The sequence below is a fragment of the Pseudomonas sp. TUM25319 genome (assembly GCF_056388475.1).
This window is the reverse complement of the sequence record NZ_CM150751.1, coordinates 4,496,827-4,512,343: the sequence shown is the minus strand read 5'-3', so window position 1 is coordinate 4,512,343 and position 15,517 is coordinate 4,496,827. Positions and strand designations below refer to the sequence as shown.

13 protein-coding genes are annotated in these 15,517 nt (G+C 65.1%); 4 read left to right on the top strand and 9 right to left on the bottom strand.

From position 1 onward, the window contains the following. The first annotated feature begins 5 nt into the window (after positions 1-5). Positions 6-1,022, top strand: a complete 1,017-nt coding sequence (locus tag AC05QJ_RS20555; protein WP_476743118.1) for a transporter — start codon at positions 6-8, stop codon at positions 1,020-1,022. Positions 1,023-1,349: 327 nt separating this feature from the next. On the opposite strand, the gene AC05QJ_RS20550 is transcribed toward AC05QJ_RS20555, so the two are convergent. From AC05QJ_RS20550 to AC05QJ_RS20540, 3 genes are all read right to left on the bottom strand, one after another. Beyond that, positions 1,350-2,966 carry an inorganic phosphate transporter gene (locus AC05QJ_RS20550; protein WP_476743117.1) on the bottom strand — a complete coding sequence of 539 codons (1,617 nt, stop codon included), beginning with the start codon at positions 2,964-2,966 and terminating at the stop codon, positions 1,350-1,352. A gap of 73 nt (positions 2,967-3,039) precedes the next feature. Further along, positions 3,040-3,933, bottom strand: a complete 894-nt coding sequence (gene ppk2, locus AC05QJ_RS20545) for a polyphosphate kinase 2 (RefSeq protein WP_476747975.1) — start codon at positions 3,931-3,933, stop codon at positions 3,040-3,042. A gap of 96 nt (positions 3,934-4,029) precedes the next feature. Beyond that, positions 4,030-4,890, bottom strand: a complete 861-nt coding sequence (locus AC05QJ_RS20540; RefSeq protein ID WP_476743116.1) for an AraC family transcriptional regulator — start codon at positions 4,888-4,890, stop codon at positions 4,030-4,032. 215 nt (positions 4,891-5,105) lie between these two features. On the opposite strand from AC05QJ_RS20540, the gene AC05QJ_RS20535 reads away from it, so the two are divergent. Beyond that, positions 5,106-5,864 carry a sulfite exporter TauE/SafE family protein gene (locus AC05QJ_RS20535; RefSeq protein ID WP_476743115.1) on the top strand — a complete coding sequence of 253 codons (759 nt, stop codon included), beginning with the start codon at positions 5,106-5,108 and terminating at the stop codon, positions 5,862-5,864. A gap of 25 nt (positions 5,865-5,889) precedes the next feature. Here the strand turns inward: AC05QJ_RS20535 and AC05QJ_RS20530 are convergent, their stop codons facing one another. Further along, complete coding sequence (locus AC05QJ_RS20530) at positions 5,890-6,357, bottom strand: Lrp/AsnC family transcriptional regulator (protein WP_476743114.1); 468 nt, start codon at positions 6,355-6,357, stop codon at positions 5,890-5,892. A gap of 138 nt (positions 6,358-6,495) precedes the next feature. On the opposite strand from AC05QJ_RS20530, the gene AC05QJ_RS20525 reads away from it, so the two are divergent. Both AC05QJ_RS20525 and AC05QJ_RS20520 read left to right on the top strand, forming a co-directional pair. Further along, complete coding sequence (locus tag AC05QJ_RS20525; protein WP_476743113.1) at positions 6,496-7,728, top strand: allantoate amidohydrolase; 1,233 nt, start codon at positions 6,496-6,498, stop codon at positions 7,726-7,728. Between the two features lie 33 nt (positions 7,729-7,761). Beyond that, positions 7,762-9,012: a diaminopropionate ammonia-lyase gene (locus AC05QJ_RS20520; protein WP_476743112.1), complete on the top strand. Its 1,251-nt coding sequence runs from the start codon at positions 7,762-7,764 to the stop codon at positions 9,010-9,012. 69 nt (positions 9,013-9,081) lie between these two features. Here AC05QJ_RS20520 and AC05QJ_RS20515 read toward each other — a convergent pair whose 3' ends face one another. From AC05QJ_RS20515 to AC05QJ_RS20495, 5 genes are all read right to left on the bottom strand, one after another. Then, entirely contained in the window at positions 9,082-9,987 is a 906-nt protein-coding gene (locus AC05QJ_RS20515) for a DMT family transporter (protein ID WP_476743111.1), read from the bottom strand. A 253-nt stretch (positions 9,988-10,240) separates the two neighbouring features. After that, positions 10,241-11,731 (bottom strand): aldehyde dehydrogenase, encoded by a 1,491-nt coding sequence (locus tag AC05QJ_RS20510; RefSeq protein ID WP_476743110.1) that lies wholly within the window; start codon positions 11,729-11,731, stop codon positions 10,241-10,243. Position 11,732: 1 nt separating this feature from the next. Continuing rightward, positions 11,733-12,635, bottom strand: a complete 903-nt coding sequence (locus tag AC05QJ_RS20505; RefSeq protein WP_476743109.1) for a dihydrodipicolinate synthase family protein — start codon at positions 12,633-12,635, stop codon at positions 11,733-11,735. Positions 12,636-12,676: 41 nt separating this feature from the next. Then, the gene (locus tag AC05QJ_RS20500; protein WP_476743108.1) at positions 12,677-14,005 is read right to left on the bottom strand and encodes an MFS transporter; all 1,329 of its coding nucleotides are present in this window, start codon (positions 14,003-14,005) and stop codon (positions 12,677-12,679) included. Positions 14,006-14,194: 189 nt separating this feature from the next. Then, on the bottom strand, positions 14,195-15,514 hold the full coding sequence (locus AC05QJ_RS20495; protein ID WP_476743107.1) for an NAD(P)/FAD-dependent oxidoreductase: 1,320 nt from the start codon (positions 15,512-15,514) through the stop codon (positions 14,195-14,197). Between the last annotated feature and the right edge of the window lie 3 nt (positions 15,515-15,517).

Genomic DNA, 15,517 nt, shown 5'->3' with positions numbered 1-15,517 from the left:
CGTCCATGATCACCACCCAGGGCCACCACCAGGACGCCGACCTCAACGGCCTGCTTTACGGCTTTGTCTTCCGTCCCGGCCAGCCGGGGCGGGAAATCGACTCGACGCAGGCCGTGGAACTGTTGCTCAATCCCCGCGACCCCGACGAGTTCCTCTGGCTGCACATGAACCTCGCCCATGCTGCCTGCGAGCGCTGGATGAAGGGCAGCCTGGACTTGCCGGAGACCTTCTTCGAAACCCTGCGCGAAGGCTCGCGTTCGACCCGAATCGAGCATACCGATACCGCCCTGCTGGCCGTGGTGAACGATGTGGTGTTCAACTTCGGCCTGGTGTCATCCGACGTTTCCACCCTCTGGGCCTGTGCCCGCAGCCGGCTGTTGGTGAGTGCGCGCCTGCAGCCGCTGCACTCGGTGGACCGGCTGCGCTCCTCGGTCAAGCGGGGCGAGCGCTTCGCGTCCACTGTCGAGTTGCTGATTCACCTGCTGGGCGACCAGGGCGACCTGCTGACCCAGATCGTTCGCGAAACCACCCTCAATGTGGACCGTATCGAAGACCAGCTCCTGTCCCAGCGCCTGAGCGACAACCGCGCCGAGCTCAGCGCCATGCGCCGAGTGCTGGTGCGTCTGCAGCGCTTGCTGGCGCTGGAACCGGGCTCCCTGCTGCGCTTGCTCAATCGTCCGCCGGACTGGTTGCGCGAACAGGACATGCGCCAGTTGCGCTCGGCCACCGAAGAGTTCGCGGTGATCATCAACGACCTCACCGCCTTGGTCGAGCGGATCAAACTGCTGCAGGAAGAGATCGCCGCCAAGCTCACCGAAGAGAACAACCGCACGCTGTTCACCCTGACCGTGGTGACGGTGCTGGCGCTGCCGATCAACATCATTGCCGGTTTCTTCGGCATGAACGTCGGTGGCGTGCCGCTGGCGGACGATCCCCATGGTTTCTGGGTGCTGGTGGCGCTGGTGGCGACCTTTACCGTGCTGGCGGGACGCTGGGCGTTTCGCAAGCGCGGGGATTATTGAGGGCGGGGAGCCCGGCTGCGCCGCCGTTCGCGACGGTCCGGCGCCCCGACAAGCTCGCTCCAGAAGGTCCGGTGCCTGGCCAGATACCTGTGGGAGTCGGCTTGCCGACGATGGCGTCAGAGCACACCAGCGTTGCCTGTGATGGCCTCATCGCTGGCAAAGCCAGCTCCCACAGGTCCGGCGCCTGGCTCAGATACCTGTGGGAGCCGGCCTTGCCGGCGATGAGGCCAGCAGGATCAACAGGGCTGTCAGGCCAGGTCCTATCGCTGGCAAGCCAGTCCACAGGATACGCGCCGCTGAGCGGCAGACCTGTGGGGAACTGGCCGGTCAGAACACCTTGCTCAATATCCAGTACAGACTGCCCGACAGCAGGATCGCCGCCGGCAGCGTCAGCACCCAGGCCATCAGCAGGTTGCGCACGGTGCCCCATTGCAGTCCGGAGCCATTGGCGGTCATGGTCCCGGCCACGCCCGAGGACAGCACCTGGGTGGTAGACACCGGCAGGCCGTAGATATCCGCCGCGCCGATGGTCAGCATCGCCACGGTTTCGGCCGATGCACCCTGGGCGTAGGTCAGGTGGGTCTTGCCGATCTTCTCGCCGACGGTGACCACGATGCGCTTCCAGCCGACCATGGTGCCCAGGCCCAGTGCGATGGCTACGGCCACCTTGACCCATAGCGGAATGAAACGGGTGGCGTCGTCGATCTGCTTCTTGAAGGTCAGCAGCTTGGCGCTGGTGTCGGCATCGAAGTGGCCGACCTTGTCCTTGTCCATCAGGCGGATGGCTTCGGAAGCCAGGTACATGTCGTTGCGCACGTTGGCCATGGCTTCGGCCGGCACCTTCGACAGCGAGCCGTAGCCCTTCACCTGGGCGCCGATCTGGCCCGACAGCACCGCCATGGCCGGCACCAGCTCAGGCGTGGCCTGTTTGGTACGGATGTAGGTTTCCAGTACCGGGCGCGGATTGGCCGGGGCCGGAAGCGGTGCAGCGCGTTGCAGGGCCTGCTGGGTTACCTCCGCCACGGCGGCGAACTGGGTGGCCTGGCTTTCCGGCATGGTGCGGTTGAGGGCGTAGGCCATCGGCAGGGTGCCGATCAGGATCAGCATGATCAGGCCCATGCCTTTCTGGCCGTCGTTGGAGCCGTGGGCGAAGGACACCCCGGTGCAGGTCAGGATCAGCATGCCGCGGATCCACCACGGCGGCGGTGCGTCGCCTTGCGGAGCCTTGTACAGCGCGCGGTTCTTCACCAGCAGGCGCAGGGCCAGGAGCAGCAGCGCGGCGCAGACGAAGCCCACCAGCGGCGACAGCAGCAACGAGTAGCCGACCTTGGTGGCCTGGGCCCAGTCCACACCGCTGGTGCCGTCACGCCCGTGCATCAGCGCGTTGGCCACGCCCACGCCGATGATCGAGCCGATCAGGGTGTGCGACGACGAGGCCGGCAGCCCCAGCCACCAGGTGCCGAGGTTCCAGATGATCGCGGCGATCAGCAGGGCGAAGATCATGGTGAAACCGGCAGACGACCCCACCTGCAGGATCAGCTCCACCGGCAACAGCGCGATGATGCCGAAGGCCACCGCGCCGCTGGACAGCAGCACGCCAAGGAAGTTGAAGCAGCCGGACCAGACCACGGCGAAATGGGCCGGCAGGGAGTTGGTGTAGATCACCGTCGCGACAGCGTTGGCCGTGTCGTGGAAACCGTTGACGAATTCGAAGCCAAGGGCGATCAGCAGGGCGATGCCCAGCAGCAGGAACGGCGTCCAGGTGGTGACCACCACGTTCATGTCGCCGACGTCCTGCACCAGGCTCCAGGCGGAGAACAGGATGCCGGCGGCGAGAATGACGAAGAAAATCGCCGAGGCGAACTTGCCGGGCGTGTGCACGAGCCGCGGACCGGAGCCCGCCGTGCTGGTCGAAGAGGGGGCGGCTAGAGTACTGGTGTCCATGGTCCGATACCGGTGGGGAGAGGGCACCGGTGATTATCGGAAGTGGATGTTACAGGATGTGTCACGCCTGGAATCAGTAGACCTCCGGTACGATCAGCTCCTTCGGCGTCGGCGTGCGGCTGTAGTCGGCCTGGCGCACCCGCTGTGGCAGCGAAATGCTCGGGCTTTGCACTTCCTCGTAGGGCATCTGGTCCAGCAGGTGCTGGATGCAGTTGAGGCGGGCCTTTTTCTTGTCGTCGGCCTGAACCACCCACCAGCGCGCCTCGTCGATATGGGTGCGTTCGAGCATGATCTCCTTGGCCTTGGTGTAGGCCTCCCAGCGGCGGCGTGATTCCAGGTCCATGGGACTGAGCTTCCATTGCTTGAGCGGATCGTGGATGCGGCTGAGAAAGCGCAGGTTCTGTTCCTGATCGGAAATCGAGAACCAGTACTTGATCACCTGGATGCCCGAGCGCACCAGCATGCGCTCGAACTCCGGCACGCTGCGGAAGAATTCCTCGTACTGGTCATCGTTGCAGAAGCCCATCACCCGCTCGACCCCGGCGCGGTTGTACCAGCTGCGGTCGAACAGCACGATCTCGCCCGCCGCCGGCAGGTGCGAAACGTAGCGCTGGAAATACCACTGGGTCTGTTCGCGGTCGTTGGGCGCGGGCAGGGCGGCGACCCGGCAGACCCGCGGGTTGAGGCGCTGGGTGATGCGCTTGATCACGCCACCCTTGCCGGCGGCATCGCGACCTTCGAAGAGAATCACCACCTTGTGGCCGGTCTTGACCACCCAGCTCTGCAGCTTGACCAGCTCGCCCTGGAGCCGGAACAGCTCGCGGAAATAGCGGCGTCGGGCCGCTTTTCCAGGGCTGTCCGGAAGCGCCTCGTCGAACAGTTCGTCGAGGTGCTCGGCGTCTTCGGCCAGTTCCAGTTCCAGCTCTTCGTCGCTGTGGTCGATCAGCTCGTGGTAGATGCGTTGCATCAGGGAGTCGTCGGTCAGGATCATCATCGGTCTCGCTCACGGGGATAGCGCCGATGTTAGGCAGCCTGCGTGGCAGACAGGTGACAATCCGCACGGCTACTTCAGGGGCACGAAGATATCTGTCTGCCACTGCTCCAGCGGGGTTTGCGGGTGCACGCTGAGGTACTGGAAGAACAGCGGCTGGTCGCGCAGTTCCTCGCCGCTGGCCGGCAGCCAGTCGCGGTAGACCGGGTAGATGCTTTCGCCGATATGGTCTGGCGAGCCGTGATGGCGCACCACTGCGTAGCGGCCGCCGGGGATGATCCGCTCGCCCACGGCGAACTCGTTGGGCCGCACCGCCTCGTCGATCTCGCCGCAGACGGCGAAGTGGAACTGTTCCGGCGGGGTGGTATCGGGGTTGTTGAACGGGATGCCGAAGGTGCGGCTAGACGCTACCGGCGACTGGCCGCTGTGCATGCGCCAGTCGATGAAGCGGCGCACCGTCTCCGGCACCAGACCCGGTGGCCCGAGGTGCTCCAGCGCGGCAACGCGGACTTCGGCGAATTCGACGATTCTGACCTGCATGGTGATGCTCCTGGAAAAGTGGGGGATGGCGAAGACCGCATTCCAGACCTGCCAGTTCGGTGCCTTGCGAAAGGCGCTGGGGCTCATGCCGAAGTCCCGGCGAAAGGCCCGGCTGAAGGCTTCCGGGCTTTCGAAACCGGCGCCCAGTGCGGCGTCCAGCACCGAGTACCCGGCGTCCTGCACCAGCCGGTGCGCGGCGCGGCGCACGCGCATCAGTTGCACGTAGCGGGCAACCGGCACGCCGACGAAGGCGGAGAACTGGCGATGAAAGTGGAACGCCGAAAAGTTCGCCAACTGGCTCAGGGTCCTGACGCTGAGATCGCCTTCGAGGTTGTCGGCGATGTAGGTCAGGACACAGGTGAAGCGTTCGGCGTAGCGGGTCTGGCTGGACATCTCGGTTACCGGTGGCGGGTGTCTGCGGTGGGCACAGGATCGGTGATTGGCCAGTGCTCGTGCCTAGCCGGATTTGCTCGATGGTGGGGGAGATTGGCGCCGGGCTCAATGGGGCGCGTGGACAACAACGGCTCCTTCGAACCGTGGCCGATTGGCTCTTTATCAACCCCGTGCCTGCCCCTATGCTGCTGCCCCTTTGCCTGGAAGCGTTTTGCATGGACACCTTGCTCCTCACCATCATTGTCGGCGCTGCCCTGGCCGGCTTCGTCCAGGGCCTGTCGGGCTCCAACTTCGGGCTGGTGGCGATGGCGGTCTGGGCCTGGGCGCTGGAACCGACCCTGACCGGGCCGCTGGTGGTCTGCGGTTCGCTGGTGGGCCAGGTGCTGGCGGCCAGGACACTGCGCCGGGGCCTGAAGCGCGAGCACCTGCTGCCGATGGTGCTCGGCGGGTTGGCCGGGGTGCCGTTGGGCGTGGTGTTGCTGCACGCCATCGATCCGCTGCTGTTCCGCCTGGCCGTGGGCATCGTGCTGGCGCTGTGGTGTCCGTTGATGCTGTTTTCCGCCAGCCTGCCGACCCTTGCTCGAGGCGGGCGCAAGGCCGATGCGGCAGTGGGCGTGCTGGGCGGGGTGATGGGCGGCATCGGCGGCCTGACCGGGCCGGCGCCGGCGCTGTGGGCGGTGCTCAAGGGCTGGGACCGCGATACCCAGCGGTCGGTGATCCAGGGGTTCAACCTGGCGATGCAGTTGCTGACCATGGTCACTTACCTGGTGTCCGGGACGGTCAGCGGCGAGGCGCTGGGGCTGTTCCCGGTGGTGGCGCTGGCGGTGCTGTTGCCGACCCTGGCCGGGATTCGCGCCTATCGGTACTTCACTGATATCGCGTTTCGCAAGGTCGTGCTCGGGTTGCTGGCGTTTGCGGGGGTGATGTTGATCGTTCAGTCCCTGCCGCAGGTGATCCAGGCTCTGAACGGATGAGCCCCCGTTACCCGAGCCCAGGAAACTACCGGCCTTCTACCGGCACATTCAACCCCACCTTCACATTGCTCATCGACACCAGTGTCTTGAAGCGCTTGACGTTGTTGCTCTCGAAAAACAGCGTCCGCGTCAGTTCGGTGTATTGCTCCATGTTCTTCACCGCCATGATCAGCACGAAGTCGCACTCGCCGGCCACGTAGTAGCACTGCTGCACCTGGGGACAGGCGAGGAAGGTACGCTTCATGGCATCGAGCAGGTCGAGGCGTTCGTTCTCCACCTCGACTTCGGTGATCACGGTCAGGCTGTAGCCGACGGCAACCGGGTCCACCAGTGACACGGTCTTGCGCACCACGCCCTCGGCGTTGAGCTTTTTCAGGCGGCGGTTGACGGCGGCGGGGGACAGGTTGACCCGGGCGCCGAGGTCTTGCTGGGAGGTGGTGGCGTCTTGCTGGATGGCTTCCAGCAACGCCAGGTCGAAGGGGTCCAGGCTCATGCAAATGGCTCCTGAAAGGAAAGCCCGCCAGGGCGGGCGAATGCGGAATAAAAATTCATTTATGCGCCTGAAATCAAGAAATAACTGCGTGACGTTGAAATAGGATTTATCCATCAACTGAACACGCGGAGACTTTCGATGAACCTTCAGCTCAACGGCGCACTGCTGCTGGAGCAGATCCGCCTTCTCGGCGACATAGGCGCCGACCCGGAGCAGGGTGGACGTACCCGCATCGCGTTGACCGATGCCGAGAAGGCCGGCCGCGACCAGGTGGTGGCCTGGATGAAAGCGCTGGATCTGCGCGTGCGCATCGACCGTATCGGCAACATCTTCGCTACCTTGCCCGCCGCCTCTGGCGAAGACCTGGCGCCGCTGATGATGGGCTCGCACATCGACACCGTGACCAACGCCGGCGCCCTCGACGGCTGCTACGGTGTGCTCGCCGGCCTGGCCGTGGTGCGTGCTTTCCGTGACGCCGGGGTATTGCCGGCGCGGCCGATCACCGTGGCGGCGTTCACCAACGAAGAGGGCGTGCGCTACCAGCCGGACATGATGGGCTCGCTGGTACATGCCGGTGGCCTGTCGCTGCAGGCGGCGCTGGATACCCTCGGCACCGACGGCAGTCGCCTTGGCGACGAGCTGGCGCGCATCGGCTATGCCGGCGACCTGGAGCCGGGCGCCATCGTGCCCCATGAATACCTCGAACTGCATATCGAACAGGGGCCGACTCTCGAAGCCGAGGGTATCCAGATCGGCGTGGTGGAGAACCTGCAGGGCATTTCCTGGCAGCAGGTCACGGTCAAAGGCAGCGCCAACCATGCCGGCACCACGCCGACCCGCCTGCGCCACGACGCGGGCTATGTCGCCTGCGCCGCAGTGGCCGAGGCCCGTGCCATCGCCCGGGACTCCGCCGGCACCACGCTGGCGACCACTGGCTGCATCGCTTTCGAACCCAACGTGATCAATGTGATCCCGCGCCGGGCGACCTTCACTGTCGATTTGCGCGATCCCGATGAATCGCGCCTGCGTCAGGCCGAGCAGCGCTTCGCCGAGGTACTCGACCGGCTGGCGCAAGAGGAGGGCGTCAGCGTCAGCCGCGAGCAACGGGTGCGCTTCGAGCCGGTAGTGTTCGACGCGGGGCTGGCCGATGCCATCGAAGCCAGTGCCCGACGCCTGGACCTGAGCCACCGGCGCATGACCTCCGGTGCCGGCCACGATGCACAGATGATTGCCCGCATCGCCCCGGCGGCGATGATCTTCGTGCCCAGCCGTGGCGGCATCAGCCACAACCCGCGTGAGCACACCGACGATGCAGCGTTGATCGAAGGCGCCGAAGTCCTGCTGGATGTGGTGGTGCGGCGGCTTTCCTGATGCTTTTTTCTCATCCCACCCCGGAGCGACTCAATGCTGTTAGCCAACCCGAATGCCACCCGCCAGCCATACCCTGATGCGCTGAAGCGCCTCATGAGCGTCGCCAGGGCCCGGGAAAGTCGTGAATGGCTGGGCCACTGGACCGGACTCAACCGGGGCGCCACGCCGCTTTACTCGCTGCCGGACCTGGCGGTCGAGCTGGGGATAGGCCAGTTGCGGGTCAAGGATGAATCACGGCGCTCGGCGCTGGGCAGTTTCAAGGCCCTGGGTGCGCCGATCGCGCTGGTACGCTTGATCCTTCGGCGCTTTCCCGAGCAGCGTTTCGATGTACCGGCGCTGCTGGCCGGCGAATACCGCCGGTCCCTGGGCGATTTCACAGTCATCAGCGCCACCGACGGCAACCACGGCCGTGCCCTGGCCGCCGCGGCACAGAGCGTCGGTTGCCGTTGCGTGATCGTGTTGCATGCCAATGTCAGCGTCGAGCGAGAACAGGCGATCGCCGCCTACGGCGCGCAGATCGTGCGTATCAGCGGCAACTACGACGAGTCGGTGGAAGAGGCCGCCGCGCTGGCGAATCGCAACGGCTGGCTGGTGGTGGCGGACACCTCGTATGAAGGCTACGAAGACATCCCTCGCGACGTGATGCAAGGTTATGGCACCATCGCCGCCGAGGTCGTCGAGGCCTGTGCCGAGGGCTTTACCCATGTGTTCCTGCAGGGCGGCGTCGGTGGCCTGGCAGCGGGTATCGCCAGCTACCTGTGGGAATTGCAGGGCGAGCAGCGCCCGACCTTCATCGTGGTCGAACCGGAACAGGCCGACTGCCTGTACCAGAGTGCCCTGGCCGGACGCGCCGCCAGGGCCACCGGCTCGGTGGACTCGGTGATGGCCGGGCTCGCCTGCGGGGAAACCTCGCCACTGGCGTGGCAGTTCCTGCAGCCTTGCGTGGACTTCTTCATGACCCTGGACGACCACGAGGCGGTGCTCGCCATGGGTCACCTGGCCGCCGGCAGCGAGCGTGATATTCCGCTGGAGGCGGGGGAGTCGGCGGTGGCCGGGCTGGCAGCGCTGCGGCGCCTGGCCGAGTCGCCGGCCGACGCCGAAACCGTTGGGCTGAACGCCCGGTCGCGGGTGTTGCTGATCAGTACCGAAGGCGCCACGGCGCCGGCTGTCTATGCCGAACTGGTGGGCGAGTCGGCCGAGTCGGTACGGGCGCGGCAACTGCGCTGGGCTTCTGACCTCATCGCTGGCAAGGCCAGCTCCCACAAGGTTTCGTGCCGAACGTAGCACTATGGCCTGCCTCGGACCTGTGGGAGCCGGCTTGCCGGCGATCAGGCATATGGCTGACTCCGGACCTCACTCGGACCGGGCCAGCTTGCCCCACGCCGACAGGATCGTCGCCAGGATGATCAACGACGCCCCCGCCACCATCCGCAGCGACGGCTGGTCGCCGAACAGCCACCAGGCGCAGGCGATCGCATACACCGGCTCCAGGGCGATGATCATCCCCGCGCTGCGCGCCTCCAGCCCTTCCAGGCTCTTGACGAACAGGTACTGCGACAAACCGGTGCAGAACACGCCGAGCATCGCCAGGTAGATCCAGTCGCTGTGGCTCAGCCCACGGATCATCATGTCGTCGAGGGCGAACGGCGCCACCAGCAAGGCGACGGTCATGTTCTGCCAGAACGCCACCTGCACCGCGTTGGCCCCTTGCAGGCCGCGCCGGTTGGTGATCGCCAGCAACGCGAAGGACAACCCCGAGGCCAGGCCCCAGAGCAGTCCGACGGTGCCCTGGTCGAGCAGGTCGAAGGACGGCACCACCAGCACCAGGCCGATGCTCACCAGCAGCAACAGCAGGCTTTCGCTGGCGCCGATGCGCTCGCGGAACACCGCGAGGTCGAGCAGGGCGATGAACGCCGGGAAGCTGGCGAAGCCGAGGGTGGCCACGGCCACGCCACCGACCTTGATGGCGATGAAGAAGGTTACCCAGTGAGCCATGAGCATGACCCCGCTGAGGGCCATCATGGCCAGTTTGCGCCAGTTCAGTTGATGGAATACGCCACGGCGCTGGAATTGCGCCACGGCGCCCAGAGCCAGCACCGCGAAGGCGGCACGGCCGAAGGTGATGACCGAGGCGCTGGCGTCGATCAGGTGGCCGAGGATGCCGGTGAGGCCGAACAGCACGGCGGCCAGGTGGGCGATGATCAGTGCATTGCGATGCCCCAGGGTTGCACCCTGGGTTGAAACGTTGGAAGCGAGCATGGGCAGTAGAAAGTCTGTGCAAATGTGCGCACGCGAGCACTCTCCGGTGGTCGTGCGGACTGGGTTTTTGGGTATGGGAGTATGTGTGGTCTTCCAGGACTGGAAGCCTTCAGCGCCGCAACGTTGTAGTGGCCTGCACGGGCCGTGCTGCTCGTTCGCCGTACTGCGAAATGGATCAGGGTGGCCACCGCCTGCGTGGGGCGGTGGCCGGGTCAGGTACCGAACTCCGTCAGAACAGTACCCGGGTTTCAGCTCACGAGGCGTCGATCCAGATGGTCTTCAGCTCCGTGTACTGATCATGCGCCCAGATGGACTTGTCACGACCGCCAAATCCGGACTCTTTGTAGCCTCCGAACGGCGTCGAGGCATCGCCCTCGCCGAAGCAGTTGACGGTGACCACGCCGGCGCGGATTTCCCGCGACAGGCGCAGGGCATTGCGCAGGCTGCCGGTGTAGGCCGAAGCCGCCAGGCCGTAGACGGTGTCGTTGGCCAGTTCGATGGCTTCGTCGATGGTGTCGAAGGTGGTCACGCTGAGCACCGGGCCGAAGATTTCCTCGACGAACAGGCGGCTGTCGCGGGCCACGCCATCAACGATGGTCGGCTGCACGAATACGCCGTCCTGGGTCTCGCCACCCAGGGCCACGGTGAGCTTCTGCTCGGCGGCGTATTCCAGGTACGAACGGACTTTCTCGAAATGCGCCTTGCTGACCATGGCGCCGAGGCGGTTGTCCGGGTCCAGCGGGTCGCCCAGCTTCCAGTCCTTGACGTGTTTGGAGATCAGCGACAGCAGCTCGTCCTTGACGTCCTTGTGGACGATCAGGCGCGAGGACGCCGAGCAGTTCTCGCCCATGTTCCAGAAGGCACCGGCGGTGACGAACTGGGCCACGGAGTCGAGGTCTTCGCAGTCGTTCATGACCACGGCCGGGTTCTTGCCACCCAGTTCCAGAACGACGCGCTTGAGGTTGGACTCGGAGGCGTACTTGAGGAACAGGCGACCGGTATCGGTGGAACCGGTGAAGCTGACCATGGCCACGTCCATATGGCGGCCGATGGCTTCACCGGCTTCACGACCACCGCCAGGGACGATGTTGAACACACCGGCCGGGATGCCGGCTTCGTGCGCCAGCTCGGCGACGCGCAGGGCGGTGAGGGTGGTTTCCTTGGCCGGCTTGACCACGATCGAGCAACCGGCGGCCAGCGACGGGCCGATCTTCCAGGCCAGCATCAGCAGCGGGAAGTTCCACGGCAGCACCAGGCCGACCACGCCGATGGCTTCACGCACGACCATGGTCACGGCGGCCGAACCGGTCGGGGCGGTGGCGTCGTAGATCTTGTCGATCAGCTCGGCGTGCCAGCGCAGGGTGTGGATGGTTTCCGGCACGTCGACGTTCTGGCATTCGCTGACCGGCTTGCCGCTGTCCAGGGCTTCCAGTACCGCCAGTTCGTGAGCGTTGTCTTCCAGCAACTGGGCGAACTTCAGCAGGACCTTTTTACGGGCACCCGGCGTCAGCGCGCTCCAGCGGCCATCTTCGAAGGCGGCCTTGGCGGCGGCGACGGCAACGTTGACGTCCTGCACGTCGCAGGCAGCGACTTCGGCCAGCTTCTCGCCGGTGGCCGGGTTGGTGGTGACGAAGGTGCGACCGCCGATGGCGTCGCGGAATTCACCGTCGATGAAGGCCTGGTTACGCGGCTGCAGCTTGGCGGCCAGGGCAACGTATTCGGCTTTGCTCAGGAGTTCGGCCATCTCACTTGCCCTCGACGATCTTGGCGATGTTGGACTTCAGGGTGGCGACCACATCAGCCAGTGCGGCCTGTTCGGCAGCATCCAGGCCTTGCAGCGGCGCGCGAACGCCACCGGTGCTCAGGCCGTTCAGGCTGACGCCGTGCTTGATCGACTGGACGAACTTGCCGCCTTCGAGGAAGTCCATCAGCGGCATCATTTCCGCCATGATGCGACGGCCTTTGGCGAAGTCCTTCTCGATGACGCAGGCTTCGTACAGGGCCACGTGCTCACGCGGGATGAAGTTGGAACCGGCGCAGACCCAGCTCTGCGCGCCCCAGGCGAAGAACTCCAGGGCCTGGTCGTCCCAGCCGCACGACAGCGAGATGTGCGGGTACTTCGTGGCCAGGCGGTGCAACTGGTTCATGTCGCCGGAGCTTTCCTTGATGGCGACAATGTTTTTCACATCAGCCACGGCATCGAAGAACTCGGGGCCCATGCTCACGCTCATGCGGCCAGGGTAGTTGTAGAGCATGATCGGCAGGTCGGCGGCGGCGTCCACGGCTTTGACGTGGATGGCGATTTCCTGCTGGGTCGGCAGGGCGTAGGGCGGGGTGCCCACCAGCAGCGCGTCGGCCTTGATCTCTTTGGCGTGCTTGGCGAAGGCTACCGAGTCTTCGGTGCGGATCGCGCCGGTACCGATGATCAGCGGGATGCGGCCGTTGATCACGTCCTTGGCCTGGGCGGCCAGGTCGAAGCGCTCCTGGGCGGTGTGGGCGTAGTACTCGCCGGTGGAGCCGCCGATGATGATGCCGTGGATCTTCGACTCCACCAGGTAGTCCAGCACCGCGGCAAAGCCGGCCTTGTCGATGCTGCCGTCAGCGTTCAACGGGGTGACTGCGGGGGTGTAGATGCCTTCGAATTTCATGGGTTTTCTCCAGTGGGACGCAAGGAAGTTTCAGGCCGCGCTCAGTTCAGCGAGGCGGCTTGTTGCAGAGTCAGGGAACGGGTTTCCGGGGCCAGGGCCCAGGCGAACAGCAGGCCGATCAGGGTGACGATGGCCGCGGCGTACATGGTCTGGGCGATACCCAGGGTCTGCAGCGACATCGGCACCAGCCAGGTGCCGACGGCCGCACCGATACGCGACAGCGAGGTGCCGATACCGACCGCCTTGGCACGGATCTCGGTGGGGAACAGCTCATTGGGGTAGACCAGTTGCAGCACCTGGGCGCCGCCGATGAACAGGGCGTAGGCACCGAACAGCACCAGCACCGCCATCGGCGAGCTGTCGTGGGAGGCGCCGAGACCGAGCAGGGCCAGGCCCGACCACAGGAAGCTGTGGATCAGCATGCTGCGCCGGCCCATGCTGTTGATCAGGCGGGTGGCGATGATGCAGCCGACCACGAACAGCAGCGTGATGGCCACCGAGCCGAAGGACGCCCAGTCGCCCTTGAGGTTCAGCGCTTCGAGCACTTTCGGGGCGAAGGAGTAGACGGCGAATACCGGGATCACCGAGCACGACCAGAACATGGCGACGAACAGCATGCGTTTGCCGTAGCCGGAGCTGAGCAGGCTGAGCAGCGAGGTCTTCTTCTCCTGGGCCTGTTCCGGCAGGTTCTTCAGCGAGAAGCCGTTGCCGTAGACCTGCTTGATGATGGCCTCGGCTTCTTGCGGCCGGTGCTTGCTCAGCAGCCAGCGTGGCGACTCGGGGGTGCCCATGCGCACGGCGAACAGGAGCGCGCCGATGATGACCGGGCTCGCCAGCACCAGGCGCCAGCCGTTCTCGCCACCGGCGGCGAGGATGAAGTGGCCGAGGATGTAGGCGAAGGCGGCACCGGCGAACCAGAGGATGGTCAGGGTCGCCAGGCGCGGGCCGCGGTATTTCTTCGGCAGGAACTCCACCAGCAGCGCGGTGGCCACCGGGTATTCGATGCCGACCGCAACGCCGATCAGGAAGCGCAGGGCGAACAGTTGCGGGCCGGACTCGACCCAGAACTGCACCAGCGAACCGAGGATGAACAGCACCGGGCCGACGAAGAAGATGCGCTTGCGGCCGAAGTGGTCGGTCAGCCAGCCACCGAGGAAGCCGCCGAAGAAAATGCCGATCAGCGCCGAGGCGGCGATCATGCCCTGCCAGAACGCGGTGAGGCTCAGCCCCGCGGACATTTGCACCATGGCCACGCCAATGATGCTGAGCACATAGCCGTCGACGAACGAACCGCCGCCGGAGCGCACGGTGAGCAACTGGTGAAAGCGATTGAGTGGAACGTCTTCAACTGAACAATTAGGCGTTGTCATTATTATTTCCTGCATTATCGAGCGTCGGGTTTCTCGAGGCCGAATGGGTCCACGGCGCTGAAAACATTCCAGTCCCGGAACTTGCAAACGGCCATCGCGACGTTGTTTACGGGTGCACTAACCCGCATCACCACACTTCAAGCGTGCGGCAATCGTTATTTAAAGAAACTGCGTCAGAACTTCGGGTGATTAACTTTCTTTGCCGGCGCGCATCTGTCCCCACTTCAAATTGGCATTCACGCCCAGCGACAGGAACGGCTGGGGCGGGTTGACGTTGGGGCCCGGCGAGCGCAGCAGGAAGTCGATCAGATCGTTCCGTTCGCCACTCAGCCAGTCCGCCAGCAGTTTGCCGGTGGCGGTGCCACGGGTGACGCCCAGGCCGTTGCAGCACAGTGCACCGTAGACGTTGGGTGCCAGTTGGCCGAAGAAACTTTCATGGTTGCGCGACATCGCCAGCGCGCCGCCCCAGGTGTATTCGATGCCGACATCCGGAAGCATCGGGAAACGGCGGTCGAACGAGGCCTTGTGGCGGCTGATGAAGCGCTCCAGATATTTGCCGTTGGCACGACCGCTGGGGTTGAAGCTGAAGCTGTTGCGCACCAGCAGGCGGTTGTCCGGGGTACGGCGCACCGTGGTGCCGAACGGGTCGGCGGGGATCACGCCCCAGTACGGCTTGCCGCCCAGGCGGGCCTGTTCTTCGGCGGTCATCGGGCGGGTCAGGCTGGCGTAGGTGAAGACCGGCAGCATGGTGCCCTTGAGGAAACCGAAATGGCCGCCGAAGGCGTTGTTGGCCAGCACCAGCTTTTCGGCGGTGATGCTGCCGCCTGCGTGGCGCAGGACGGTTTTGGCGCCGTATTCGACGTCGGTGATGGGCGTCCACTCATACAGCGTGACGTTGGACGGCAGGCTTTCGGCCAGGCCCTTGACCAGCGCCGAGGGCTGGATCAAGGCGGTGCCGGGGGTGAACAGGGCCTTGCGGTAGAAGTGGGTGCCGATGTGGTCCGGCAGGTCGGCGCCTTCGATCACCTCGAAGGGCTGGCCGAGCTTTTCCAGGCCACGGCGGTAGGCGTCGAGGACGGCGATGCCGCGTTCTTCGACGGCGGCCTGGTACTTGCCGCAGAACTTCATCTGGCAATCGATGCCGTGCTCGGCCACCAGATCCTTGAGGTAGTTCTGGCCGGTGAGGTTCAGGCGCAACGAGATTTTCGCGATATCGATGTCGCCGATGTAGTCCTCGGCACCGATGTCGTGGGGGAGGTCGATGGCGAAGCCGGCATTGCGGCCAGCCGTGCCGAAGCCGACTTCCTGTGCCTCGATCAGTACGATCTCTTCGTCAGGAAACTTCAGCGCCAACTGGCGGGCGGCGGCGAGGCCGACGTAGCCGGCGCCGAGCACCACCCAGCGCGCACTGCGGTTGCCGACATGGGCCGGCCGCGGCTTGCGCGACGGGCTCAGGTGATACCAGCCGCACGATTTATCATCGGCCGGCAACGAGGTTACTTTTGTCATTTC